General features: G+C 64.6%; 25 protein-coding genes. 13 read left to right on the top strand and 12 right to left on the bottom strand.

Going from position 1 to position 25511, the window contains the following annotated elements; genetic code table 11:
- Positions 1-1566: an exodeoxyribonuclease VII large subunit gene (gene xseA, locus CK228_RS03280; protein ID WP_095786859.1), complete on the bottom strand. Its 1566-nt coding sequence runs from the start codon at positions 1564-1566 to the stop codon at positions 1-3.
- A 51-nt stretch (positions 1567-1617) separates the two neighbouring features.
- On the bottom strand, positions 1618-2574 hold the full coding sequence (locus tag CK228_RS03275; RefSeq protein ID WP_095786858.1) for a LysR substrate-binding domain-containing protein: 957 nt from the start codon (positions 2572-2574) through the stop codon (positions 1618-1620).
- 177 nt (positions 2575-2751) lie between these two features.
- Here CK228_RS03275 and CK228_RS03270 point away from each other — a divergent pair, with 177 nt between their 5' ends.
- On the top strand, positions 2752-3042 hold the full coding sequence (locus CK228_RS03270) for a DUF1127 domain-containing protein (RefSeq protein WP_095771354.1): 291 nt from the start codon (positions 2752-2754) through the stop codon (positions 3040-3042).
- Between the two features lie 172 nt (positions 3043-3214).
- Here the strand turns inward: CK228_RS03270 and CK228_RS03265 are convergent, their stop codons facing one another.
- From CK228_RS03265 to CK228_RS03250, 4 genes are all read right to left on the bottom strand, one after another.
- A complete protein-coding gene (locus tag CK228_RS03265; RefSeq protein WP_095786857.1) occupies positions 3215-4213 on the bottom strand; it encodes a DUF937 domain-containing protein in 999 nt (332 codons plus the stop codon).
- A gap of 77 nt (positions 4214-4290) precedes the next feature.
- Positions 4291-5664: a glutamate--cysteine ligase gene (locus tag CK228_RS03260; protein WP_095786856.1), complete on the bottom strand. Its 1374-nt coding sequence runs from the start codon at positions 5662-5664 to the stop codon at positions 4291-4293.
- A 143-nt stretch (positions 5665-5807) separates the two neighbouring features.
- Positions 5808-6542 carry a 16S rRNA (uracil(1498)-N(3))-methyltransferase gene (locus CK228_RS03255; RefSeq protein ID WP_095786855.1) on the bottom strand — a complete coding sequence of 245 codons (735 nt, stop codon included), beginning with the start codon at positions 6540-6542 and terminating at the stop codon, positions 5808-5810.
- Between the two features lie 31 nt (positions 6543-6573).
- Positions 6574-7221 (bottom strand): hypothetical protein, encoded by a 648-nt coding sequence (locus CK228_RS03250; protein WP_095786854.1) that lies wholly within the window; start codon positions 7219-7221, stop codon positions 6574-6576.
- An 87-nt stretch (positions 7222-7308) separates the two neighbouring features.
- On the opposite strand from CK228_RS03250, the gene CK228_RS03245 reads away from it, so the two are divergent.
- Together CK228_RS03245 and CK228_RS36280 are read left to right on the top strand one after the other, a co-directional pair.
- Positions 7309-8016, top strand: coding sequence for a type 1 glutamine amidotransferase (locus CK228_RS03245; RefSeq protein WP_095786853.1), 708 nt, complete (start codon positions 7309-7311; stop codon positions 8014-8016).
- Between the two features lie 290 nt (positions 8017-8306).
- On the top strand, positions 8307-8438 hold the full coding sequence (locus tag CK228_RS36280) for a hypothetical protein (protein WP_257784452.1): 132 nt from the start codon (positions 8307-8309) through the stop codon (positions 8436-8438).
- Positions 8439-8482: 44 nt separating this feature from the next.
- Here CK228_RS36280 and CK228_RS03235 read toward each other — a convergent pair whose 3' ends face one another.
- From CK228_RS03235 to CK228_RS03225, 3 genes are read right to left on the bottom strand one after another with little or no spacing between them, the layout of a single operon-like run.
- A complete protein-coding gene (locus tag CK228_RS03235) occupies positions 8483-9250 on the bottom strand; it encodes a metallophosphoesterase (protein ID WP_095786852.1) in 768 nt (255 codons plus the stop codon).
- Positions 9251-9287: 37 nt separating this feature from the next.
- Entirely contained in the window at positions 9288-10424 is a 1137-nt protein-coding gene (locus CK228_RS03230) for an alpha-hydroxy acid oxidase (RefSeq protein WP_095786851.1), read from the bottom strand.
- 25 nt (positions 10425-10449) lie between these two features.
- Positions 10450-11253, bottom strand: coding sequence for an FCD domain-containing protein (locus CK228_RS03225; RefSeq protein WP_095786850.1), 804 nt, complete (start codon positions 11251-11253; stop codon positions 10450-10452).
- A gap of 208 nt (positions 11254-11461) precedes the next feature.
- Between CK228_RS03225 and CK228_RS03220 the strand changes: the two genes are divergently transcribed.
- The 6 genes from CK228_RS03220 (at position 11462) to CK228_RS03195 (ending at position 18579) form a co-directional block, all read left to right on the top strand.
- Positions 11462-12784, top strand: a complete 1323-nt coding sequence (locus tag CK228_RS03220; protein ID WP_095771345.1) for a DUF3422 family protein — start codon at positions 11462-11464, stop codon at positions 12782-12784.
- Between the two features lie 279 nt (positions 12785-13063).
- Positions 13064-14560 (top strand): FAD-linked oxidase C-terminal domain-containing protein, encoded by a 1497-nt coding sequence (locus tag CK228_RS03215; protein WP_095771467.1) that lies wholly within the window; start codon positions 13064-13066, stop codon positions 14558-14560.
- Between the two features lie 4 nt (positions 14561-14564).
- A complete protein-coding gene (locus CK228_RS03210) occupies positions 14565-15149 on the top strand; it encodes a hypothetical protein (protein ID WP_095786849.1) in 585 nt (194 codons plus the stop codon).
- Entirely contained in the window at positions 15146-16351 is a 1206-nt protein-coding gene (gene glcE, locus CK228_RS03205) for a glycolate oxidase subunit GlcE (RefSeq protein WP_095786848.1), read from the top strand. Before CK228_RS03210 ends, glcE begins: the two co-directional genes overlap by 4 nt.
- Positions 16352-16361: 10 nt before the next feature.
- The gene (gene glcF / locus CK228_RS03200; protein WP_095786847.1) at positions 16362-17660 is read left to right on the top strand and encodes a glycolate oxidase subunit GlcF; all 1299 of its coding nucleotides are present in this window, start codon (positions 16362-16364) and stop codon (positions 17658-17660) included.
- A 31-nt stretch (positions 17661-17691) separates the two neighbouring features.
- Positions 17692-18579 (top strand): hypothetical protein, encoded by an 888-nt coding sequence (locus tag CK228_RS03195; RefSeq protein ID WP_095786846.1) that lies wholly within the window; start codon positions 17692-17694, stop codon positions 18577-18579.
- A 125-nt stretch (positions 18580-18704) separates the two neighbouring features.
- On the opposite strand, the gene CK228_RS03190 is transcribed toward CK228_RS03195, so the two are convergent.
- Both CK228_RS03190 and CK228_RS03185 read right to left on the bottom strand, forming a co-directional pair.
- A complete protein-coding gene (locus CK228_RS03190) occupies positions 18705-19625 on the bottom strand; it encodes a bifunctional 5,10-methylenetetrahydrofolate dehydrogenase/5,10-methenyltetrahydrofolate cyclohydrolase (RefSeq protein ID WP_095786845.1) in 921 nt (306 codons plus the stop codon).
- Positions 19626-19889: 264 nt separating this feature from the next.
- Positions 19890-20621, bottom strand: coding sequence for a L,D-transpeptidase (locus CK228_RS03185; protein ID WP_095786914.1), 732 nt, complete (start codon positions 20619-20621; stop codon positions 19890-19892).
- Between the two features lie 213 nt (positions 20622-20834).
- Here CK228_RS03185 and CK228_RS03180 point away from each other — a divergent pair, with 213 nt between their 5' ends.
- The gene (locus CK228_RS03180) at positions 20835-21473 is read left to right on the top strand and encodes a DNA-3-methyladenine glycosylase I (RefSeq protein ID WP_095786844.1); all 639 of its coding nucleotides are present in this window, start codon (positions 20835-20837) and stop codon (positions 21471-21473) included.
- An 86-nt stretch (positions 21474-21559) separates the two neighbouring features.
- On the opposite strand, the gene CK228_RS03175 is transcribed toward CK228_RS03180, so the two are convergent.
- Positions 21560-21811: a hypothetical protein gene (locus CK228_RS03175; protein WP_095786843.1), complete on the bottom strand. Its 252-nt coding sequence runs from the start codon at positions 21809-21811 to the stop codon at positions 21560-21562.
- Positions 21812-22064: 253 nt separating this feature from the next.
- Here CK228_RS03175 and hisS point away from each other — a divergent pair, with 253 nt between their 5' ends.
- From hisS to hisG, 3 genes are read left to right on the top strand one after another with little or no spacing between them, the layout of a single operon-like run.
- The gene (gene hisS / locus CK228_RS03170) at positions 22065-23567 is read left to right on the top strand and encodes a histidine--tRNA ligase (protein ID WP_095786842.1); all 1503 of its coding nucleotides are present in this window, start codon (positions 22065-22067) and stop codon (positions 23565-23567) included.
- A 51-nt stretch (positions 23568-23618) separates the two neighbouring features.
- Complete coding sequence (locus CK228_RS03165; protein WP_095786841.1) at positions 23619-24740, top strand: ATP phosphoribosyltransferase regulatory subunit; 1122 nt, start codon at positions 23619-23621, stop codon at positions 24738-24740.
- Positions 24737-25435 carry an ATP phosphoribosyltransferase gene (gene hisG / locus CK228_RS03160; protein WP_095786840.1) on the top strand — a complete coding sequence of 233 codons (699 nt, stop codon included), beginning with the start codon at positions 24737-24739 and terminating at the stop codon, positions 25433-25435. Before CK228_RS03165 ends, hisG begins: the two co-directional genes overlap by 4 nt.
- The last annotated feature ends 76 nt before the right edge of the window (positions 25436-25511 follow it).

The raw sequence follows: 25511 nt of genomic DNA, 5'->3' as shown, positions 1-25511 counted from the left end.
TCAGAACAGCGACCCCTGATTGCCGGGTTCTTTCGCCTTGGCCGCCGGCCTGGCTGCCGGCTTTGGCCGCGCTGCGCCGCTGGTTGCCACCGCGTCCGCCGTCCCGTCGGCGAACTCCAGCGAAAGCGCCATCCCCGATGCCACGTCAGCCGCCTGCTTGATGACGGCGCCGTCGGCATCCTTCACCAGCGCGAAGCCGCGCGCGAGCACGGCCTTGTGCGAAAGCGTGGTCAAGAGGCGTTCGGCCTGGCTCAACTGGCCGCGCAGGCGCTCAAGGCGCAGCGAGATGACCCGATCCTGCCGCCTGGCGAGCGCCGCCAGCGTGTCGGCCTGCAGTTTTTGCCGGCGCGCGATCGGCGCCGGCGACAGCCGCGTCGCGGTGCGCGCGAAGCGCGCGCGACGTTCGCGCACAATGGCAAAGAACGCCGCCTGCGCGCGGGCGAGGTCACGCCCGGTCAGCGTGCGCGCCTCGTTGACGCGTCGCGACAGCGTGGCCGGCGTCAACCTCTGGGCCTGGAGACGCGCCCGCTTGCGATCGACGCTGACGGACAGGCCGCGGCCGAGCCTTGATGTCGCCTCGTCGAGGCGCCGGCGCGGCAGCGCCAGCAATTGATCGGGCGAGGGCAGTGCGCGTGCCGCCGCGCGCGCGGCCTGCCGCTTGCGTTCGAAATTGCGCAGCACCGCCGCCTTGAGCCGCGCGCCAAGGCTGGCCAGCGTCGCTTCGAGGTCGGCCTTCACCGGCACGGCGATTTCGGCCGCGCCCGTCGGTGTCGGCGCCCGCACATCGGCGACGAGGTCGATCAATGTCCAGTCGGTTTCGTGGCCGACAGCGGAAATCACCGGAATGCCTGAGGCCGCAACGGCGCGGGCCAGCGCCTCGTCGTTGAAGCCCCAGAGGTCCTCGAGGCTGCCGCCGCCGCGCGCCACGATCAAGAGATTGGGGCGCTGGATCGAACCGTCCCAGGTCAGCGCGTTGAAGCCGGTGACGGCATTGGTCACTTCCGCACTCGCGGTATCGCCCTGCACGCGCACCGGCCAGACCAGGACATGCAGCGGAAAGCGGTCCTTGATGCGGTGGATGATGTCGCGGATGACGGAGCCGGTCGGCGAGGTGACGACGCCGATGACGCGCGGCATGAAGGGCAGCCGGCGTTTGCGGCCGGCATCGAAAAGCCCCTCCGCCTGCAGCCGGCGCTTGCGCTCCTCCAGCAGCGCCATCAGCGCGCCCGCGCCGGCAGGCTCAAGATTGTCGATGACGATCTGGTAGTTGGACTTGCCGGGATAGGTGGTGAGCTTGCCGGTGGCGATCACTTCCATCCCTTCCTCGGGGCGGAATTTCAGCCGGCTCATCGTGCCTTTCCACACCACGGCGTCGAGCCGGGCACGGTCGTCCTTCAGCGCGAAATAGGCATGGCCGGAGGAATGCGGGCCGCGATAGCCCGAGATTTCGCCGCGCACCCGCACATTGCCGAAGACGTCCTCGACCGTGCGCTTCAGCGCGCCGGAGATCTCGCTCACCGTGTATTCAGTGGCGTTGGTGCGTGATTCGGATGCTGCTTCGCTCATCGGCTGATTGGGGGCTGGTTGGCGCCCCGCGTCAAGGCGCCACGATCCTTCCTACCAGCCCGGCAGGATCTGGTTCGCCTTGGTACGCCTGATCTTGGCGTAGGCAAGTGCTGCGAAATCGAATGTCCCGGCCTCTTCGACGAGCGGCACCGAGATGTTGTCCAGGCTCTCCGAGATGTGGCGGGCGAGCGCATCGACGATCTCCGGCCGCGAGGTCTGGCCGCGCATGATGCCGATGCGGCAGTCGGGCAGGGTTCCGAAGCCGTCGGCTTCGCCCAGCACCCGCATGCCGGGCCTGAGTGCGCATTCCGGCAGCACCGAGATCGCCAGGCCCGACAGAACGGCGGCGGTGATGACGGTCGCCGAGAAGCTGGTGAACAGGATGCGATAGTCGCGGTTCTGCTGGTCCAGCACATCGACGGCGGCGCGCCGCCAGATGCAATTCGGCCGGCCAAAGGCCATCGGCAGCGTCTCCTGTTCATGCGTCGCATGATTGGCCGAGGTGACCCACAGCAGCGGTTCGCGCCGCACCACTTCCGACTGGCCGCGCACGTCATTGTGCGTCACCAGCGCGAGGTCGAGATTGCCGCGCTTGATATGCTCGACCAGCCCCGGTGTCGGCTCGCAGATGACCGTCAGCTCGACGCGTGGGTTGGAGCGGGTGAAGCGCGCCATGATCTCGGGCAGGAAGCGGTCGGCATAGTCGTCCGGCGTGCCGATGCGGATCGTGCCTTCGAGCCGCTGGTCGTCGAAGGCGGCGAGCGTTTCGCGGTTGAGGTAGAGCAGCCGTCTTGCATAGGAGAGAAGCTTGTCGCCTTCCTCCGTCAGCCTGTTGGAGCGCCCCTCCTTCTCGAACAGCGGCTTGCCGATCCGCTCCTCCAGCCGGCGCATCTGCATCGACACCGCCGACTGGGTCCGGTGCACCTCTTCTGCCGCCCGCGTGAAGCTGCCGGTCTCGGCGATCGAAATGAAGGTTTGCAACTGATCGAGATCGAGCGGCGCTTTCATTGGCGTGATCCATCACTGGTGTTGATGGTAAAGATTAAAAACATTCGTTGGATTAATCAATCGGCCGATGGCAAATTGCTGACATCCACATGAAGGCATGTGAATCGAAGCCGGAACGGCCGCTGTCGCCAGCGCCGACTGCTTGGCTTTGTGTGTTCGAGACTGAAGGAGACCGACATGACCACGATCGATTTCGCCACCGAGACCTCGCGCATCACCTCGCGTCCGGCCGTTGCGACGCGCGTGGCCAATACCGTCTTCAATATCTACCGCGCCTGGAAAAACCGTCGCGCCTTCTACCGCCTTGGCGAGATGTCGGACGCCGAACTCGCCGATATCGGCCTGACGCGCGCCGACCTGCATGTCGCCATCGACGTGCCGTTCGGTCGTGACCCGACGGCGATCCTGCGCGAAATCGCCAGTGATCGCGTCGAAACGATCGAGGACATCGACCGCAAGGTGGCCTGATCGGCTGATTTCGGTCCTGCTGAACCTTTTCAGGGCTCAGCGCGACCAAGGATTATGCAGGCTCCCCCACTCCCTGCCGGTTCCCCGCCGGCCTGCCTGCACGTTGCCCGGTCCTCCCAAGGACCGGGCTTTTCTTTTCTGGCTTGCTCGGAAAGGGCTCTTGGTTTGGCGCCTAGCGCCGGTCCATGTCCCGCTTGAACTGGTCGAAGATCGTTTCCACGCCCTTCTGGTAGTCGTCACGCTGCTGGGCGCCGGTCTCGAACATCTTGCCGAACAGATCGTCGAACGGGTTTCGTGGCCGGCCGCTCGGATTGGTCTGCGGCGGCGGCGCCTGGCGCTGCTGCGGTGCCTGCGGCTGCGGCGCCGGCTGTCCGCCGCCAAATCCGCCCCCGCCACCTTGCCGCAGCATCTCCTCGAAGATCTTTCCCAGCGGATTGTCGCCGTAGGGGCTTTGCGTCTGCTGCGGCTGCGCCCGGCCCTGCGGCTGCGGCGTGCCGCCACCAAACATATCCTGCAGCACCTTCCCCAACGGATTGTCGCCATAGGGATTGGGTGCCGGCTGCGGCTGGCTTTGCCCGCCGAACATGTCCTGCAAGACCTTGCCGAGCGGGTTGTCCATCGGGTTCTGGGGCTGCGGTGCCTGGCGTTGTTGTGGCGCCGGAGCCTGCATGCCGCCCTGCCGCATCATCTGCTCGATGATCTCGCCGAGAGGGTTGCTGCCGCCGCCAAAACCGCCGGCGGCCTGCATCTGGTTTGTCGTCTGCTTGAACAGTCCACCCATCACCATCGAGGCGATCGCCGGCAGCATCTGCTGCAGGATCTGCTGGCTGACGCCGCTCGCTTGCGCCGCCTGGCTGGCGACGGCGCGCGACAGGTCCTTCGAGCCGAACAGGTGTCCAAGAATGCCGTTGCCTTCGTCGACGCCCTGCGGCGAGAAGGCGCGGGTCGCGTCCTCGAAATATTTGGCGTGCTGGCCGCTTGCCATCGCCGTCATGAAGGCGCCAAGCCCGTAAGGATCGGCGGTGTTGCGTTGCAGCCCCTGCGAAAAGGCCGGCAGCAGGGCGGCGACCGCAGCCTGTGTCTGCTGCATCGAAAGCCCATATTGCTGGGCAAGTGCCTGCATGCCGTTGCCGTTCTGGGCCTGCGCCAGCATGTCGAACAAGGTGGGCATCGGCGTCTCCTCCTGAATTCCTCGGAAGAGAGCCTAATTCGTTTCAACGGTCGATTGAAGCGGCTTTTGCCGCTGGCTTAATAGGCGTATTCCATGAACACCGGCTCGATCGAGCCACCCCAGCGCGTGTGGTAGGCCGAAAGCATCTCCTCGGCGCTGGTCGTGCCGCGCGCGACCACCTCGTCCAAAGTGTTGAGGAACGAGGTTTCGTCGTAGCCGTCGCGGTTTTTCTTGCCGCGGTTCTTCAGCCCGGTGCGCGAAATGGCCAGCACGTCCCGTGCGATCTCGCGCAGCGTGGCGTTGCGGAAGGGCGCAGCAATGCCGAATTCTGGCACGGCGTCGCGCATCGCCAGCACTTCCTTGTACGTCCAGCTCGAGGTCAACGCCTCGGCCGCATCGAGTGCCGCCTCGTCATAGAGCAGCCCGACCCAGAAGGCCGGCAGCGCGCAGATGCGCCGCCACGGGCCGCCATCGGCGCCGCGCATTTCGAGGAAACGCTTCAGCCGCACGTCCGGAAACAGCGTCGACAAATGGTTCGCCCAGTCGCCCATGGTCGGCAGCCCGTCCGGCACTTCGTTGCGCGCGGCCCCGGCCATGAACTGGCGGAAGGTGATGTGTGTCATGTCGTGATAGTGGCCGTCGCGGATGACGAAATACATCGGCACGTCGAGCGCCCATTCGACATAGTCGGCGAAACCGAAATCGGGCGAGAAGCAGAATTCGAGCAGGCCCGAGCGCTGGTTGTCGGTGTCGCGCCAGATGTCGCCGCGCCAGCTTTGCAGGCCATTTGGCCGGCTTTCGGTGAAGGGCGAGTTGGCGAACAGCGCCGTCGACAGCGGCTGCAGCTTCAGCGACACCTGCATCTTGCGGCGCATGTCGGCTTCGCTCTCGAAGTCGAGGTTCACCTGGATCGTGCAGGTGCGGTACATCATGTCGAGGCCCTTGGTGCCGACCTTGGGCATGTAACGCGTCATGATCTCATAGCGCGACTTCGGCATTTTCGGCGTCTCGGCCAGCGACCATTTCGGGCTGCCGCCGAGGCCAAGAAAGCGGATGCCCATCGGCTCGGCGATCTCGCGCACTTGCGCCAGATGCGCATTGCCCTCGCGGCAGGTCTGGTGGATGGTCTCCAGCGGCGCACCGGAAAGCTCGAACTGGCCGCCGGGCTCGAGCGAGATCGCGCCCTGGCCGGTCGGTTCTACCAGGCCGATGATGCGGCCGTCGTCGATGATCGGATCCCAGCCAAGCTTTGACTGCATGCCTTCGAGGATGGCGCGGATGCCACGCTCGCCGCCATAGGGCACAGGCGCGTTGCCGTCGACATAGAAGGGGAATTTCTCGTGCTCGGTGCCGATGCGCCACTTGTCGCGCGGCTTGTTGCCCTCGGCCAGGTGGTCGACGAGTTCGTCGACGCCTTCGATCGGCCGGAAATCGGTTGTGTCGCGCGCCATCGCTGTGCCCTCAGAGACGGTCGGGTGACCGCCGGCGGTAAATGGACGAAATGTCAGTAGCCGATCAAGCGAAAAATCCTGAGCCACAGGTCAAGAGGAATTGAAGGCCACGAACCGGGCGGCCTCTTGCAAGACATCGCGTCCTACCAGTCTCCGACGGTTGCCTGCATCACCGCAAGGGCGGCCACGGCCGCCGTATCGGCGCGCAGGATGCGCGGGCCGAGCGGAATGGCGGTCACGAAGGGCAGGGCGCGCAGCATCTTGCGCTCGTCATCGGAAAAGCCGCCCTCCGGTCCGACCAGCAGCGCGAGCTTCTTCTCCTTTACGGCCTGCAGGGCAGGCAGCGGATTGTTGGTCGAGGCGTCCTCGTCGCAGAAGACCAGCCGCCTTTCCTTGTCCCAGCCGGTCAGCAGGCGTTCGAATTTTTCCGCCTCTCGCACTTCTGGAACCGCCAGGATGCCGCATTGCTCGGCGGCCTCGACGACATTGGCCCGCAGCCGATCGATGGACGGCTTGGCCACTTGCGTGTGCTGCGTGATGACAGGCTGCAGGACGCCGGCGCCCATCTCGACCGCTTTCTGCACGAGATAGTCGAGCCGGCCCTGCTTCAGCGGCGCGAAACAATAGATGAGATCGGGGAGGGGTGGCTGTGGCCGTTGCAGCGCCAAGACCTTGAGTTTGACTGCCTTCTTCGACTTCGCCGCGATGGCTGCCGACCATTCGCCGTCGCGGCCATTGAACAGCAGGATTTCGGCACCTTCGCCAAGCCGCAGCACATGCATGAGATAATGGCTCTGCTGTTGGTCGGCATCGAACTCGGCATCCGGCCCGAGGTCGTCAGGCACGAACAGACGTTGCATCTTGTAATTGGCGCGCATCGCCGAGGAATGAGCGAGCCGGTGGCTGGCGTCAACCCTTGGCCGACGGATGCCACACCGGACGAAAGCCATGCCTCAGGACGGCAAGCGTTGTCCCGGGGGTCAGCAGCACAAGCGCCTTGTCTTCCAGCTGGCCAAGACCGGCGGGTGGGCCATATCCGGCGAAGGACCAACGCAACGCCTTGCCGTGACGCACGGCATAGGCGTTGCCGCCGGTGCCCACCACCGCGCCGTCGGGCAGGCTGGACAGCTCATGCATCGCCACAGCAGGGCGTTTGCCACCCGACGCCAGCCGCTCCTTGTGCAGCCTTTTGTCGACCTGTGGCGCGCGGGGCTCGGCAATGCCGAAGGCTTCGCCGAAGCGGCCGACAAAATCCCTGGCCCGTTCGCGCTGGCAAAAGAAGCAGGGCCGATGACCGGCGGCCAGCGCCGTCACCTCGTCGAGGAAGAACAACTCGGTCCAGCCGGCCTTGCCACCAGGACGGTTTTTGCCCATCGGCTCGCGCCGGACATTGCGGAATTGGCATACGCAGATGATCCAGGCCTGAAGCGCCCAGCGCTTCCTCAGCAGCGTCTTGGTCGCGGGATCGTGGATGATGCCGCGATTGCCGGTGAACAGCCCGCGCTCGGGCACGGCGTGGATGGCGCCGAACGGATCGACCCGGTTCTGCAGTGGCATAGTTGTCTCCCAGAATACGATCTTGGCTGCAATGCGGGCGGCATGATATCGCTCGTGACATCTTTTTCATGTCAGCAGGGTTTTGCGATGCGGGTGCTGGTGGTCCAGAACTACGACAATACCGGCCTCGGCCAGGTCGGTGCCGCCCTTGCGGAAGCCGGCGCCGATCTCGACGTGCGCCTTCCTTACAAGGGTGATCCCCTTCCCGAAGATGCGAACGGGCACGATGCGATGGTGGTGCTCGGCGGCGGCCAGAATGCGCTGGCCGATGATGAGTATCCCTATTTCCCCGCACTGCTCGAACTCACCCGCGATTTCGCCGGCAAGGACCGCGCCGTGCTCGGCATATGCCTTGGCAGCCAATTGGTCGCCCGCGCCTTCGGCGGCGAGAACCGCATCGGCGGCGCCAACGAGTTCGGCTGGCGCGGCGTGTCGCTGACGCCGGACGCCAAGACCGATCCGGTGCTGGGCGCCCTGCCGGAAAAGTTCCCGATCTTCCAGTGGCACGACGACACGTTCGAACTGCCGCAAGACGCCGTGCGGCTGGCCGGCAACGAAGTCGCCGAAAACCAGGCGTTCCGTGTCGGCCGCGCCATCTATGGTTTCCAATTCCATTTCGAGGCCGACCGGCCGATGGTGAAGGACTGGAGCACCTCCTTCGCGTCGACCATCGCTTCGCGGCATCCCGATTGGGCCGACAAGCTCGATGGCGAAATGGCCCTTAACGGACCCGACGCCGATGCCGCCGGCATGGCAATCGCCCGCGCCTGGGTAGCCACGATCTACACGATCTAAGAGCCTGCCCCTGGCGCTCCGCGTGACATAATTGGCACGCAGCCGTCAAACCGGCTGGGGAAAACCCCTTTCATCCTTGGCTTGTGTCCGACCGCCATCCTAGAAGGCGCGCGCTCTGCATCGGCTGTGCAACCGGGATGAACCTTTTGTGTGACCCGTGCGACACACCTCCGATACAGAACGCGCTTAGAAGCGCGAAATCGTCGAAACTTTGAAGCGAATTCTCCGTTTCAACGCATTGGTAACCGCCTGGTGCACAGATGCAGCAAGCTCAACAAGAGATGACGTCCGTGAAAGCAGCGCTTCTGTCCTTTGCCATGTTGTCCGCCATCGTGCTGTGCGGTCTCGGCATCTATTCCGCCGATGCCGCCAACAACCACAACGCCGTCGACGGCTACGGCGTCACCGCCTCGCTTCGCTAAAAAAGCCGGCCCTCTCGCGACGCATCCCTGCGACGTAGCTGGGCTCAAGCTCCCTTTATAGCCATTTCCAGGATGCGTTTGTCCGCCCCGTCGACGACGAGGGCGGTCAGCATGCCTGATTGCCAGGCAAGCGTGTCGACATTGACGCGGTTGGCCATCACTTCGGCCTCGCGGACGGGTGTGTGGCCGTGCACCACGATTTTTGGGAACAGGCCGGTGTGATCGTGGAAAACGTCGCGGATCCAGATCAGGTCCTGCGGGTTCTGCTTGTCCAGGGGTATGCCCGGCCGGATGCCGGCATGGCAGAAGTAGAAGTCGCCGAACGTTAACGAAAACGGCAGCGAGCGCAGGAAATCGACATGGCCCGGCGGCATGGACTCGAGCAGGGCCTGATGTCCGCGTCTCATTGTCTCCATCTTGCCGAACCAACTGGCGTCGTTGGTGAGCGATACACCATAGGACAACGCCGTCTGGACGCCGCCATAGCGCATGAAAAGCCCTTCCGGGTCGGGGGTCCTGAGGAAATCGAGAAAGCCGATGTCGTGGTTGCCCGCCAGCATCAGATGGCGCGGATCGCGTTCCCGCGCCGCGATCAGGAAATCGATGACGCCCTTGGAATCCGGTCCGCGGTCGACATAGTCGCCGAGATGGATCACCCGCCAGTCGCGAACCGGTTTCCACTCCAGCTCGCTCTCGATGCGCTGGTGCATGGCTGCCAGCAGGTCGAGCCGGCCATGCACGTCGCCGATCGCGTAAAGTCGCACACCCTCCGGCCCATGGGCGTCGAGAAAATGGATGCCGGGTTCCGCCAACGCGTCGTGGTCTCCGTGGTCAGGCTGTCACCCGACCCTAGCGCCGGAGCTGGTCCTTGCCTATGTCGGTGACCAGACGTTTTCCGCACAGAGCCAGCGTGATGTCCATCTCCTTGCGGATGATTTCCAACGCTTTGGTAACCCCTTCCTTGCCGAGCGCGCCCAGGCCGTAAAGGAATGGGCGGCCGATATAGGTGCCCTTGGCGCCGAGACAGAGCGCTTTCAGCACATCCTGGCCGGAGCGGATGCCGCCGTCCATATGCACTTCTATTCTGTCGCCGACCGCGTCCGCGATTTCTTCCAGCGCCATGATCGAGGACGATGCGCCGTCGAGCTGGCGCCCGCCATGGTTGGAGACCACGATCGCGTCGGCGCCGGTCTTGGCCGCCATCAGCGCGTCCTCCTTGTCGAGGAGACCTTTGAGGATCAGCTTGCCGCCCCAGCGTTCCTTGATCCAGGCGACATCCTTCCACGACAGCTGCGGGTCGAACTGCTCGTTTGTCCAGGACGACAGCGAAGAGACGTCGCCGACACCCTTGGCATGGCCGACGATGTTGCGGAACGTGCGGCGCTTGGTGCCGGCGATACCCAGGCACCAGCGCGGCTTGCTGGCCAGGTCGATGATGTTGGCCAGTGTCATCTTGGGCGGCGCCGAAAGCCCGTTGCGCACGTCCTTGTGGCGTTGGCCGAGGATCTGCAGGTCGAGCGTCAGCACCAGTGCCGAGCATTTCGCCGCCTTGGCGCGGTCGATCAAATCGAGCACGAAATCCTTGTCGCGCAGCACATAGAGCTGGAACCAGAACGGTTTCGTCGTCGCCGAGGCGACATCCTCGATCGAGCAGATGCTCATCGTCGACAGGGTGAAAGGCACGCCGAATTCCTCGGCCGCCTGCGCCGCCAGCATCTCGCCATCGGCGTGCTGCATGCCGGTCAGGCCGGTGGGCGCCAGCGCCACCGGCATCGACACTTTCTGGCCGATCATGGTCGATTCCAGCGAGCGGTTGCTCATGTCGACCATCACGCGCTGGCGGAACTTGATCTTCTGGAAGTCTTCCTCGTTGGCCCGATAGGTGCTCTCGGTCCAGGCACCGGAATCGGCGTAGTCGAAGAACATCTTGGGCACGCGCCGGCGGGCGAGATCCTTGAGGTCCGCGATGGTGAGAATGTCGCTCATGATGGTCCCCGCTTGATTTTATTCACTAGGAGCGTCTGCGCGCCGGTTCGGTATCGCTGGCTTCCGAACGCTGCCGCAGCCGCAGCCGTGACACGCGTTGCCAGTCGCCGCTGCGCTCGGCTTCTGCCATCGACCGCTCGACATAGGTCATGTGGTCCATCGCCGCGCGCCGGGCAGCGTTGGGATCGCCGGCCTTGACCGCGGCGTGGATTGCCTTGTGCTGCGCCAGCAGCGCCTCGCGCGCGCCAGGCACGGTGAAGACCAGCAGCCGGTTCTGGAAGACGCCTTCCGACAAAAGCCGGTAGCAGGAGCGCAGCGTGTGCAGAAGCAGGATGTTGTGCGCGCATTCGCAGATCGCTTGGTGGAACTCGACGTCGATCTCGGCCTCGTCGTCGAAATCGCCGGTGCGATGCGCCTCGTCCATGCGCGCCATGATGCGGTCGAGCAGCGCCAGGTCTTCCGGGGTGGCGCGCCGCGCCGCGTATTCGGCGGCTATGCCTTCGATCTCGCGGCGGTATTCCAGATAATCGGTCACCGCCTTGCGATGCATCGAGATCAGGTCGGCCACCGGCTTTGTGAACAGCTGGCCGATGATGTCGGCGACATGCGTGCCGCCGCCTGCCTTGGTCGTCAGCAGCCTGCGCCCTTCCAGCGCCTTCAGCGCGTCGCGCAGGATCGGCCGCGATACGTCGAACTGGCGTGCCAGTTCGCGCTCGCCCGGCAGCCGGTCGCCGGTGCGCAGCACGCCTTCGAGGATGAGGCTTTCGATCTGCTGCACCACCTCGTCGGCGGTGCGCGAATGCTCGATCCTGGAAAAAATATCGCTCAACAGCTGTGCCTGGGAATTGAACCGGTGTCGCGCAGGATAAAGCCTGCGTCGCCAACTGGTCAAATTATTTATCCAATTGGTCGAAACGTGTCGGTTTCGCCGTCCGGCGCAATATCATCTCCGGCTAAACTTGTTGTTTGCGTCGTCAGCCTATTGGCTCTAGAGGACGCGACTGCAAGAGGGTCTAGAGAACCCCGGGGGACAAGCCGTGTCAGACGACCCGTCCAATCTCGAATTCCAGCCGCGCGCCAAGGGCAGCGTCATGGGTTTCCCCGCGCATGAGGGCCGGCCCGGCGCGCTGGGAGAGGTCCATGCCAGGCCGCATCCGCTCATCGAAAAGCCGCGCGTCCTGATGCAACTCGCCTTCATGACCGAGGGTGGCTCCGGCGTCGACCATGCCGTGCTTTCCGAACTGTCGCGGCGTCTTGGCATCGCCGCGCCCGACCGTCAGGCCCGCCATCACGCCATGAAATGGGGCAAGGGCTCGCTGCGCTGGGAACGGCATACGGAGTTCTCGACCTATCTGTGGGAAGGTCCGCTTTCCGAAAGCGGCAGGGCGCAGGAGGACACACCCTTCGGTAACGGCTTTTCGCCGCCGGGCACCGTCATTTCGGGTATCCGGCTCGAGATCCGCAAATGGACGCAGGCGAGCGAGCGGCTGATCGCCGCTTTCGATCCGACCAGCCTGTGCTACTCGCTGGTCGAGCGCGGCAATGCGGCCATCGTCACGGATTTCCGCCAGGATGGCGACGGCATGACCCGCATATTGGTGCTTGACCGCGGCCTGACGCCGGCGCGCACCGGGGCGCTGTCGCAGCGGCTGATCGACATCGAAACCTACCGGACGCTCGCCATGCTCGGCCTGCCGCTGGCGCTGACCTTGTCCGGCCGCGCCCGCCGCATCGAGGACAGGCTCGCCCAGACCACGCTGGAAATGAAGGTTGCCGAGACCCGTGACAGCCAGACTTTGCTCGCCGACCTGACCGAACTTGCCGCCGAACTGGAGGCCGACGCTGCCTCCAGCCTCTACCGCTTCGGCGCCAGCCGCGCCTATGACGGCATCGTCGTCGAGCGGCTGGAAGCGCTCGAGGAAGAGGCCGTGCCAGGCTACGACACCTGGGGCGGGTTCCTGCAGCGCCGGGTCGCACCTGCCATGCGCACCTGCCGGTCGGTCGAGGAGCGGCAGGCCAATTTGTCGCGCAAATTGACCCGCGCCACGACGCTGCTGCGCACCTGGGTCGATGTCGAGGTCGAGAAGCAGAACCGCGATTTGCTCGCCTCGATGAACAACCGCGCGCGGCTGCAGCTGCGCCTGCAGCAGACCGTCGAAGGACTCTCGGTGGCCGCCGTCTCCTATTACGTGGTCGGCCTCATCGGTTATGTCGCCAAGGGCGCCTCGATCTTCGGCCATGCTTTCGCGCCGGAAGTCGTCACCGCTGCCTCGGTGCCGGTCGCCATCCTGCTGGTCTGGTGGGGCGTGCGTCGCGTGCGCCGCATGCATTCCGAGCCGGCCAAGCACCCCGGCGAATAGCGGCAGCCCTACCCTCCAACTTGTGGGGAGGGTCGGCTCATGATCGTAGCGAAGCAAAGATCGTGAGCCGGGGTGGGGGTCTTCATAAGCGCCGCGCTGCCCCCACCCCGCTCACTTCGTTCACGACCCTCCCCACAAGAGGGAGGGTAAGACAGCGGCAGATTGCCGCTGCGGAAGGTTCTCTCGTCTCGTGAACGTGGGCTCCGCCACCACGGCATTTGCAACCAGCGCGCTTCACTGGTAAAAGATTTTGACCAGTCAAGCAAAATGAGGCTGCTGATGTCCGGCCTGGCCATGCCGAAACCTGACGACGCCACGATGCGCCGGCGCGACGAGATCGTCGCCGACATGCGCATCATCGTGCCGGGCGAGGGTGTGGTCGACGCGGCCAATGCCATGCGCGCCTTCGAGAGCGATGGCCTGACCGCCTATCGGCAATTGCCGCTGGTCGTCGTTCTGCCCGAGACGGTGGCGCAGGTCTCCCGCCTGCTGAAATACTGCAACGACCGCAACATCCGCGTCGTGCCGCGCGGTTCCGGCACCTCGCTGTCGGGTGGCGCGCTGCCGCTGGAAGACGCGGTGCTTCTGGCGATGAGCCGCTTCAACCGCATCCTTGCGATCGATTTTCCAAATCGCATCGTCGTCGCCCAGCCGGGCGTCACCAATCTCGGCATCACCACCGCCGTCGAGCAGGAGGGCTTTTACTACGCCCCCGATCCATCCTCCCAGATCGCCTGCTCGATCGGCGGCAATGTCGCGGAGAATTCAGGCGGCGTGCACTGCCTGAAATACGGCCTCACCGCCAACAATGTGCTCGGCATCGAGATGGTGCTGATGAATGGCGAGGTGGTGCGGCTCGGCGGCAGCCATCTCGATGCCGAATGCTACGATCTGCTTGGCGTGATGACCGGTTCCGAAGGCCTGCTCGGCGTCGTCACCGAAGTCACGGTCCGCATATTGAAGAAGCCGGAGACGGCGCGCGCGCTGCTGATCGGCTTTCCGACCAGCGAGCAGGGCGGCCAGTGCGTCGCCGACATTATCGGCGCCGGCATCATTCCCGGCGGCATGGAAATGATGGACCGGCCGGCGATCCACGCGGCGGAGGATTTCGTCCACGCTGGCTATCCCCTCGATGTCGAGGCGTTGCTGATCGTCGAGCTCGACGGGCCGGGCGTCGAGGTCGATCACCTCATCACCGCTGTCGAGGCGATCGCCATAAGCAACGGCTCGACCACCTGCCGCATCTCGCAATCCGAGCAGGAGCGGCTGAGCTTCTGGGCCGGCCGCAAGGCGGCCTTCCCGGCGGTCGGTCGCATCTCACCCGACTATTACTGCATGGACGGCACAATCCCCCGCAAGGAACTGCCGCGTGTGCTCGCCGGCATGCGCGAGCTGTCGGAAAAATACGGTCTCGGCGTCGCCAATGTCTTTCACGCCGGCGACGGCAATCTGCATCCGCTGATCCTCTACGATGCCAATGTTCCCGGCGAACTCGACAAGGCCGAAAGTTTTGGCGCCGACATCTTGCGCCTCTGCGTCAAGGTCGGGGGCGTGCTGACGGGGGAACATGGGGTCGGGGTCGAGAAGCGCGACCTGATGCCGGAAATGTTCAACCAGGTCGATCTCGACCAGCAGATGCGCGTCAAATGCGCCTTCGACCCCAATCACCTGCTCAACCCGGGAAAGGTGTTCCCGCAACTGCGCCGGTGTGCGGAGCTGGGAAGGATGCATGTGCATCGCGGGCAAGTGGCGTTTCCGGATATTCCGAGGTTTTGAGAGGATGCTGTTCCGGGACCAGACCCTTGCGGCCATTGCGTCGGGCGAAGCGACGCTCGCCTTTCGTCGCTGGCGGCGGCCGACGGTCAGGGCTGGCGGGCGGGTGAGAACGGCGTCGGGTGTCGTGCTGATCGGCGATATCACGGTCGTGGAGATGTCCGCACTGACGGAAAAGGACGCCAGCGCGGCTGGCTTTCCGACACTCGCGGCCCTGCGGGAGATGCTTGGGCCTGATGACGGCACCCCGGTCTATCGCATCGAACTCACCGGTCTTGAGCCCGACGAGCGGGTTGCCTTGCGCGGCGAGGCCTCGCTGTCAGATGCGGATTGGCACTTCCTGACCCTGCGCTTTGCCCGCTGGGACAATGCGGCGCCTGGCTATTTCCCGTCGATCCTGCGGGCAATCGGCGCCCATCCGGAAGTGCGGGCGGCGGACCTGGCGGCCAAGGCCGGCGTCGAGACGCCGAAATTCAAGCAGGATGTCCGCAAGCTCAAGGAACTCGGGCTCACCGAGAGCCTCGAGATCGGTTACCGGCTGTCGCCAAGGGGCGAAGCCGTGCTCGAGAAGCTCAGGGAGCACAGGCTTTGACGACTTTCACCCCGAAAACGTCAGGCGAAGTCCTGTCCACCATTGCCTGGGCGGTGGCGGAAGGGACGCCGCTCGAAATTATCGGCCATGGCTCCAAGCGCGGCATCGGCCGTCCGTTGCAGACCGAGCACACGCTCGACCTGTCGAAACTCACCGGCGTCACCCTTTATGAACCCGCCGAACTGGTGCTGTCGGCCAAGGCCGGCACGCCTTTGGCCGAGATCGAAAAGCTGCTGGCGGACAACGGCCAGCAGCTCGCCTTCGAGCCGATGGACTACGGCCCGCTGCTCGCCGGCGAACCGGGCAAGGGCACGATCGGCGGCGTGCTTGCCGCCAACCTCTCCGGTCCGCGCAGGCTAAAGGCGGGCGGGGCGCGCGATCATATCCTCGGCATCAACGTCGTGTCCGGCCGGGGCGAAGCTTTCAAGTCCGGCGGACGCGTGGTCAAGAATGTCACCGGCTATGACATGTCGAAGCTGATGGCCAACAGCTGGGGCACGCTGGCCGTTTTCACCGACGTCACGTTCAAGGTGCTTCCTGCCGCCGAGACCGAGGTGACGCTCGCGGTCCGTGGCCTGCTTGACGACGCCGCGGCGAGCGCCATGGCGCTGGCACTCGGCTCCAGCGCGGAAGTGTCGAGTGCCGCCCATCTGCCGGAGCGGATCGCCGCGCGCGTAGCCGGCGGCGCGCTCGGCAGCGACGCTGCCACGCTGCTGCGCGTCGAAGGTTTTGGCCCGTCCGTCGCCTATCGCATCGCCGCGCTGAAGATGCTGCTCGGCAAGGCCGGACCGCTGGAGGAGATTGCCGGCGAGGCTTCGCGGCTGATCTGGCGCGACGTGCGCGATATCAGGCCTTTCGCCGACAGCAGCGAAAAACCGGTCTGGCGCGTGTCGATGACACCTTCCCAGGGCCACCAGATGGTGCTGACCTTGCGCATGCAGGCGGCCGTCAGCGCCTTCTATGACTGGCAGGGCGGGCTGGTGTGGTTGCGTATGGAGGAGGGCGATCCGGAAGCCGCTCTGCTGCGCGGGCTGTTGCGAAAACATGGCGGCGGCCATGCGACGCTGGTGCGCGCCGTCCCCGCCCATCGCGCCGCGCTGCCGGTGTTCGAGCCGCAGCCGCCGGCGCTGGCAGCGCTCAGCCAGCGGCTGAAGCAGGAATTCGACCCGAAGAACATCCTCAATCCCGGCCGCATGGCCTAGGACATCAGCGATGCAGACGAATTTCTCATCCGATCAGCTCGCCGACCCGCATGTCGCGGAATCGGAAAAGATCCTGCGCAAATGCGTGCATTGCGGCTTCTGCACCGCCACTTGCCCGACTTATGTGACGCTCGGCAACGAGCTTGATTCGCCGCGCGGGCGCATCTACCTGATCAAGGACATGCTGGAGAACGGCCGTCCGGCCGACAAGGAGATCGTCACCCATATCGACCGCTGCCTGTCGTGCCTTGCCTGCATGACCACGTGCCCCTCGGGCGTCAACTACATGCACCTGGTCGATCACGCTCGCGCCCACATCCAGGAGACCTATAGCAGGCCGCTGCTCGACCGCCTGACTCGCGCCATGCTGGCCTTCGTGCTGCCCTATCCCCAGCGTTTTCGCGCCGCGCTCAAGCTGGCGAAACTCGGCAAGCCCTTCATCGGCCTGTTCGAGAAGATCCCGGCGCTAAAGCCGCTCGCCGCCATGCTCAAGCTCGCGCCGGCCTCAATCCCGGCAGCCTCGCCGATGGACTCGCCGGGCGTCCATGCCGGGCAGGGGGCCAAAAAGGGTCGCGTCGCCATTCTTACCGGCTGCGCGCAGTCGGTACTCGATCCCGCCATCAACGACACGACGATTTCGCTGCTGACGCGCCTCGGCGTCGAGGTCGTGGTGCCGCCGGGCGAAGGCTGCTGCGGCGCATTGGTCCATCATATGGGGCGCGAAGAGGCCGCGCTTGCCTCGGCAAGACAGAATGTCGATGCCTGGACGCGCGCCATGGACCAGGGCGGGCTCGACGCCATCATCATCACCGCGTCCGGTTGCGGCACGACGATCAAGGATTATGGCTTCATGCTGCGGCTCGATCCGGCCTATGCCGGCAAGGCCGCGCGCGTCTCGGCGCTGGCCAAGGACATCACTGAATATCTGGCCGCTTTCGACTTGCCCGAGTCCGTGCGCAAACCGGGCACGGTCGTCGCCTATCACTCCGCCTGTTCGATGCAGCACGGCCAGAAGATCATCCGCCAGCCGAAGGAGTTGCTGGCCAAGGCCGGCTTCATCGTGCGCGAGCCGCGCGAGGGTCATCTGTGCTGCGGCTCGGCCGGCACCTACAACATCCTGCAGCCCGAGATTTCGGCAAAACTGCGCGACCGCAAGGTGAAAAACATCGAGGCGACAGGCGCCTCGATTGTCGCCACCGGCAATATCGGCTGCATCACCCAGATCGCGTCGGCCGCCAGGATGCCGGTGGTGCACACCATCAAACTGCTCGACTGGGCTTATGGCGGCGAGCCGCCCAAAATGAGTTGACGGCGAAGCATCCGCTAAGGACGATGCGGCAATGTGCAAGTCGCAACAGCAAGATATCGAAACCGTGGTTCGCCTTCTGTCGGAGGAGTCAGGTTCCACATTTCAGGCTCGCTATGCCGATTGCGAAGCTATTATCGCCCGATATTTGAAAGACGGATCGGCGTTCCTGATTCATCTCATCGAGGCGGCCGTCGAAGCCGGCGTCCACCGGATCACTCTGATCGACGACGCGGTCTCGTTCCTCGACGATTCGGATATGGCTCGCCTTGCAACTTTCCTGCAAGATGCGGCGGAAAGCGACGCCGACGTTGAGGAACTGTTGGCCCAGGCCGCTCTGCAGGCGCCCGAATTGTTCCCGGACGAAGTGCTGGCCGACATTCCCGACTTTGAGGATTGGCAGACCCACGACGACCCTCGCTCGCCGCTGGCCTGCCACCATCTCGTCTTTGAAGGCGGCACACCGGACGACTCGCCGTTTCCGACGCACCGCAATCATCCCACCTGGCATCTGCCGACGGCAGGGCCGTCCTTCGCGATCGGCGGCGAGGGAACGGGCCTGTGTCGAGCCTGCGGCAGGCGGCTGGTCCATCTCATCACGCTGGACGACTTCGGGGCGGGAACAACGTCAGCTTTTCCACGGCTGCGCATCGAGACCTGCGACGGCTCGCTGGAACCGACCTATTACGCGCACGATGCCGCTGGTATACCGACGCCGATCGCGCCGTTTCATTCCAATTATGGCTCCGCAATCGAGCTTCGAAGAAAAGCAGCGTCCGTCTTGCGCCGACGCCGTCGCGGTGGCTCAGGCAGTCGTGGGGGATCAGCAATTCACGTCAAAATCTGTTTCGGCTGGGCGGTTTGCCATCCTGGGTCCAGGGACCGCAGTGTCCGCTGGTTCCCGGAACGGATCGGGAAATGAAATTTCTGCTGCAGCTCGATTCGATGGCCGGCTTCTTCTGGGGCAGCGGCGGCATACTTTACGTCTTCTGGGACGAAGAAAGCCGTATCACCTGCCACTTACCGCAATTCACGTAACGAACGAAGCTACTCCGCCGCGAGCCTATCCGCCGTGCCATAGGTCGCCTCATAAAGCGCGCGCTGGCGGCTGAGCGCCACCATCGTGTTGCGCAGCAGGATCGCCACCGTGATCGGGCCGACGCCGCCCGGCACCGGCGTGATCCAGGAGGCCACGTCTTTCACACTGTCGGTGTCGACGTCGCCGACGATGCGGCTCGTCCCATCGGGTCCGATCTCGGAATTGATACCGATATCGATGACGGCAGCTCCTGGCTTCACCATGTCGGCCTTGATCAGCCGCGGCCTGCCCACGGCGACGAACAGCGCGTCAGCGCGGCGCGCATGCGCTGCGACCGATCGCGTCATGTGATGGCAGACCGTGACCGTCGCGCCTTCGCTCATCAAGAGGAAGGCGATCGGCTTGCCGACGATTTCCGAATGGCCGACGATGACGACTTCGAGCCCCTTGAGGTCGAGGCCGGTCTCCTTGAGCAGTTCGACAGAGGCAGCCGCCGTGCAGGGCGCCAGATCAAGCTGGTTGTAGACGATGTTGCCGATCGAGGCCGGGTGCATGCCTTCGACATCCTTGAGCGGATGCACCGCCGCCTGCAGCGTCTTGACCGGAATATGTGCGGGCACCGGCCGCTGGATGATGATGCCGGTGACGCGTGGATCGGCGTTCAGCCCGTGGATGGCCGCTTCCAGTTCGCCCGAGGTGATGGTGGCGGGAAAACGCCGTTCCTCGAAATCGATGCCGGCAAGCTGCGCCTTGGCGCGTTGGTTGCGCACATAGACATCCACGGCATCGGTATCGCCGACGGTGATCGAGATCAGCTTGGGCGCAAAACCCTCGGCCTTGGCAATCGCCGCATCCTCGCGCACGGCGGCGATGATGCGCTGGGCAACCGGGCCGCCCTTGAGATAGCGGCTGTCGTCGGGCAGGGACATGGCTGGCACTCTTTTCTTGCGTTGGCGCCGACATAGCAAAAGACCATCGAAAATGGCAGCATGAAAGCGAAGCGCCATGCCTTCTGCGCGACGCAAGGACGCGGGCTTTGTCGCAGGTGCGGGACGCCGATCAAAGAAGAAGGGCAGCGCGGTTTCCCGTGCTGCCCTTCTTGACTGACCGCATCCCCATACGGCCCGTCCCCCATTATTCCTTCCGACTTCAGGAAACGATGTGCTTCCCGACCAGGTGATTCGCTGCGGCTATCATATCACCTCGACCGTGGTTCCGACATTGACCCGTTCATAAAGGTCGACCACGTCCTCGTTGCGCATGCGGATGCAGCCTGACGACACCGCGCCGCCGATCGTCCATGGCTGGTTGGTGCCGTGGATGCGGTATTCGGTCGTGCCGAGATAGAGCGCGCGGGCACCGAGCGGGTTCTCGATGCCGCCGGCCAGATAGGTCGGCAGATAGCGGCCCTTGGCGGCTTCGCGCTTGATCATCTGCGCCGGCGGGCGCCAGTCCGGCCACTCGCGCTTGTTGGTGATCTTGTGCGTGCCCGACCATTCGAAGCCTGGCTTGCCGGTGCCGACGCCGTAGCGCCGCGCCTTGCCGTTCTTCTCGACCAGATAGAGGAAGTTCTGCGTGGTATCGATGACGATCGTGCCCGGCTTCTGCGGGCCGTCATAGGCGACTTCCTGCGGCAGGTAGATTGGGTTGATCTGCGGGCGCACGACCATGCGTTTCGCCGGCGCCTGCACGGCCGCCGTCTGCACGCGGTCTGGCTGTGCCGGTTGCGCGGTGCGCAGGCGCGGCTGCTGGCGGTTCCGCCGCACAATGCCGGGCGCATTGCCGAGCTGCAGCACCCAGGGGGCGGAAAGGTCGGGGCTCACCATCACCGGCGGCCTGTCGGCATAGCGGTCGCCAGCGGCCGAGGGTGTGACGCCGGCAAACACAGCCACGGCGCCGAGCACGGAAAACACAACTCTCTTCATCGGGAACGCACCTTGGATCGTCTGATACACCGGGTGGAAACGCTCCCCGGTCCAGCGATCATTGGCGCGCAAGCAGCAACCGAAACATGAATCGGAATGCGTAAAATGCGGTTCTGTCAGTAAACCTTTTGGTGTGGTTACCGCCGGGTTCAGGAATCTGGTAAAGCCACGGTAAAGCAGCGCCAGAGCGCGTTAACGGATGGACTTTTCGCAATGAGCAATGAAAACACCGGCCTGCTTGCCGGCCCCGACGGGGTCGCGCGCTGCTTCTGGCACGGCAACCTGCCCGACTATCTGCACTATCATGATCATGAATGGGGCCGGCCGGTGGCCGACGACCGCAGACTGTTCGAAAAGATCTGCCTCGAAGGGTTTCAGTCCGGCCTGTCGTGGCTGACCATCCTGCGCAAACGCGAGAATTTTCGCGAGGCCTTCGCCGGCTTCGATTTCGACAAGGTCGCCGCCTTCACCGACAAGGATGTCGAACGCTTGCTCGGCAATGCCGGCATCATCCGCCATCGCGGCAAGATCGTCTCGACCATCAACAACGCCAAGCGGGCCCGCGAAATGGTCGACGAGTTCGGCTCGTTGGCTGCCTGGTTCTGGAAGTTCGAACCCGGCAAGGCGGAACGGCCCGAAATCGTCGACCTCGCCCATCTGCGCGCCAACCCGACGACGGCGGTCTCGGTGCGGATTTCGAAGGAACTGAAGAAGCGCGGCTGGAGTTTTGTCGGCCCGACCACGGTCTATGCCTTCATGCAAGCCATGGGCTTGGTCAACGACCATCTAGAGGGCTGTGTCTGCCGCAAGCAGGTGGAGAAGGAACGCAAGGCGTTCAAACGGCCGACGTAGCTCCCTTCTCCCGTTCACGGGGAGAAGCCCAGCCGCATTACCAATCCTGCGATCAAGAAAATATGGAACCAACGAAGCGGGCGGTTTCAGGTGCCGTTGACGCTGGCCAGGAGCAGTCCGGCGACGATCGCCACCACCGTGGCCACCGTCGGATAGATCACCAGCAGACCGGTCACCAGGGCGTCGCGCAGGGAAGGGCCCTTGCCGGTGTCGGCGAGCGCATCGAACGGCCCGACAGCCTGGCCAACTGGTTTCGGCGCATGGGTGCTGGCCGGGCGCAGCCGCGCTGGCAATTCGCCGGCATCGCCGTTGGCATGGAATTTCACTGCGCTGGTCATGTCCCGAACCCCTTCGTGTCGATGCGTCATATCGGCTCCGATTGTGTCGGCACGATGCCGCGCCCATGGCGGGATTGTTTCATTCTCGGTGCGTTTCTATTTCACCGTAGTTCGCTTCTGTCTTCTTTTGACCCGAGCAGGTCTGAAGCACCCGCCCTTGCCGCTCTGCGCTTCATCGTTTAGGACACGCGCGTTACGAAAATCGCAACATTGTTGACCTGCAAGCATCACGAAACACCGGGCAAAACATCTCATGGCCGACAAATCGGAAAAGACGAAAGCGCGGCTGCCGCGCGGTTTTGCCGACCGCAGCGCCGAGGACATCCGCGCCGTCGAAAAGATGATGGCGACGATCCGCTCGGTCTTTGAGCTCTACGGTTTCGAACCGGCCGACCAGCCGCTGATCGAATACACCGATGCGCTCGGAAAATTCCTGCCCGACCAGGACCGGCCGAACGAAGGCGTGTTCTCTTTCCAGGACGATGACGAGCAGTGGCTGTCGTTGCGCTACGATCTGACGGCGCCGACGGCGCGTTTCGTCGCCGAGAATTACGAGCGCCTGCCAAAGCCCTACCGCAGCTATCGCTCCGGCTGGGTGTTCCGCAACGAGAAGCCCGGCCCCGGCCGCTTCCGCCAGTTCATGCAGTTTGACGCTGACACGATCGGCACACCGGGCGTCGCTGCCGACGCCGAGATGGCGATGATGATGGCCGACGTCATGGAAGCGCTCGGCGTCAAGCGCGGCGACTACGTCATCCGCGTCAACAACCGCAAGGTACTCGACGGCGTGCTGGAGGCGATCGGCCTTGGCGGTGACGAGAACGCCGGACGCCGACTGACCGTGCTGCGCGCCATCGACAAGCTGGACAAGCTCGGGCCGGAAGGGGTGAAGCTCCTGCTTGGCCCGGGGCGCTGGGATGGCGGCAAGGAAGGCGAAGGCGATTTCGCCAAGGGGGCGGGCTTGAACAACGGGCAAGCCGAGGCGGTTCTTCAGGCAACGGCAAGGAATGCGCAGGCCGGCCAGGATTCCATGGTCAATTCGAATGCGACCTATCAGGAAGGCGTCGGCGAACTTGCGATCATCGAAGCCCTGGTCAGGGCGGCGGGATATGGCGAAGACCGCATCGCCATGGACCGCTCGGTGGTGCGCGGCCTCGAATATTACACCGGCCCCGTCCTGGAGGCTGAACTGCTGGCCGAAATCCCCAACGAGGACGGCCAGATCGTGCGCTTCGGCTCGGTCGGTGGTGGCGGGCGCTATGACGGCCTGGTCTCGCGCTTCCGCGGCGAGCCGGTGCCGGCGACCGGTTTTTCCATCGGCGTCAGCAGGCTGATGACGGCGCTGAAGAACCTCGGCAAGCTCGACAGCGCCGACGTGATCGCGCCGGTCGTCGTCCTGGTCATGGACAAGGACACCGAAAGCCTCGGCCGCTACCAGAAGATGGTGAGCGAATTGCGCGCCGCCGGCATCCGTTCCGAAATGTATCTCGGCGGCGCAGGCATGAAGGCGCAGCTGAAATATGCCGACCGGCGCGGCTGCCCGGTCGCCATCATCCAGGGGGGCGACGAGCGCGCCAAGGGCGAGCTGCAGATCAAGGATCTGATCGAAGGCGCGCGCATGTCGGCCGAAATCACCGACAACGCCGAATGGCGCGCCGCACGCCCGGCGCAGGTGACGGTGGCGGAAGGTGAATTGGTCGCGGAAGTGAAGAAGATCCTGGCGGCGCAGGTCGAGGAGAGGGCGCGTGGCAAGTAGAGGCCGCCCCGCTGGTCCCAAATCAGCTGATCGTGCGATACGGAGGCCAAATTGACCTCCCGCTTCCCCGCCATCGCAGCCGACATCACCAGTCTCTTCGCCACCCGCAACACGCATGCGGTAGAGGTCGCCATATTGCAGCCGGCGGACCCGTTCCTCGACATGGCCGGCGAGGATCTGCGCCGCCGCATCTTCCTTACCGAGAGCGAGACCGGGCAGACACTGTGCCTGCGGCCGGAATTCACCATTCCGGTCTGCCTTGACCATATAGGCTCGCAGGCCGGCACGCCGCGCCGCTATTCCTATCTCGGCGAAGTCTTTCGCCAGCGCCGCGAAGGCGGCAACGAGTTCTTCCAGGCCGGCATCGAGGATCTCGGCGACCGTGATACGGCGGAAGCCGATGCCCGTTCGGTGGCCGACGCGCATGCGCTGCTTTCGCTGGTGCTGCCTGGCCGGTCGCTTGAGGTCACGCTGGGCGATCAGGGCATCTTCGAAGCGGTGCTGGCGGCGCTCGGGCTGCCGCGCGGCTGGCGCATGCGGCTGGCCCGTGCCTTCGGCTCGGCGCCGATGCTGCAGGCGGCATTGGCCGACCTTGCCAACCCGCCGCGCAACGGCCAGCTTTCCGGCGACGTCGCTGCCCTTGTCCTTGACGGGGATCTTGAAGGTCTTTCGGCGCACATCGCCGACGGCATGGAAGAGGCCGGCCTGTCGGCATCGGCCGGCCGCGCGCCCTCCGACATTGCGCGGCGGCTGATCGAGAAGGGCGAATTGCGCAGCGTGCGGCTGTCGAACGAGGCCTTCGCGGCGCTGAAGAACTTTCTGGCGATCGACGTGCCGCTCGATGGCGCGGCGCAGGCGCTGGAAGGCTTTGCCGCCGGCGCCGGGCTGTCGCTTGGCGCCGCGCTGGAGAAATTCGCTGCCCGTGCCAAGGCGATCGAGGCGCATGGCTTGCCGGCGGCAAAAATCCGCTACGATGCCGCCTTCGGCCGTCCGCTCGATTACTACACCGGTGTGGTCTTCGAAATCGCGGCGCAAGGCGGCGAGCGTCCCCTGGCCGGTGGCGGCCGCTACGACCGGTTGCTGACCCTGCTTGGCGCCAAGACGGCCATCCCCGGCGTCGGCTTTTCCGTCTGGCTCGACCGCATCGAGGCGTTGCGGGAGACGACACCATGATCACTCTGGCGATCCCTTCGAAAGGCCGGCTCAAGGAACAGGCGCTGGAGGTGCTGGCCAAGGCCGGCCTCGCCATCAGCCTGCCCGGCGACGAGCGCAAATATCATGCCCGTGTCGAGGGCCTGGACAATGTCGAGGTCGCCTTCCTGTCGGCTTCCGAGATTGCAGGCGAGATCGGCCAGGGCGCGGTCGATCTCGGCATTACGGGCGAAGATCTGGTGCGGGAAAACCTCGCCGATTGGGAAGCCCGCGCCGAAATCGTCGCCCGCCTCGGCTTCGGCCATGCCGATGTCGTGGTGGCGGTGCCCGAAATCTGGCTCGATGTCGACACCATGGCCGATCTCGACGACGTTGCCGCCGATTTCCGCCAGCGCCACGGCCGGCGGCTGCGCATCGCCACCAAATACTGGCGGCTGACGCAGCAGTTCTTTTCGCAGAAACACGGCATCCAGGTCTATCGCATCGTCGAAAGCCTCGGTGCCACCGAAGGCGCGCCGGCGGCTGGACTGGCCGATGTCATCGTCGACATCACCACCACCGGCTCGACGCTGCGCGCCAACCATCTCAAGGTGCTGGGCGACGGCGTGGTCTTGAAGTCGCAGGCCTGTCTGGTCGCGTCGAAAAAGGCGCGTACCGCAGGCGATGAAGCCACCTTGCGCGACATCGCGGCGAAGATGGCGGTGGCGGTCGGATAGCCAAACCACCGCTCCGAGGGACCGGAACTCCTCGACCATCGACAGGATTTCCACTGCCACGCCGGGCTGATAGACT

The sequence above is a fragment of the Mesorhizobium sp. WSM4312 genome, assembly GCF_002294875.1.
Lineage (GTDB): Bacteria > Pseudomonadota > Alphaproteobacteria > Rhizobiales > Rhizobiaceae > Mesorhizobium.
This window is presented reverse-complemented; position numbering and strand designations above follow the sequence as displayed.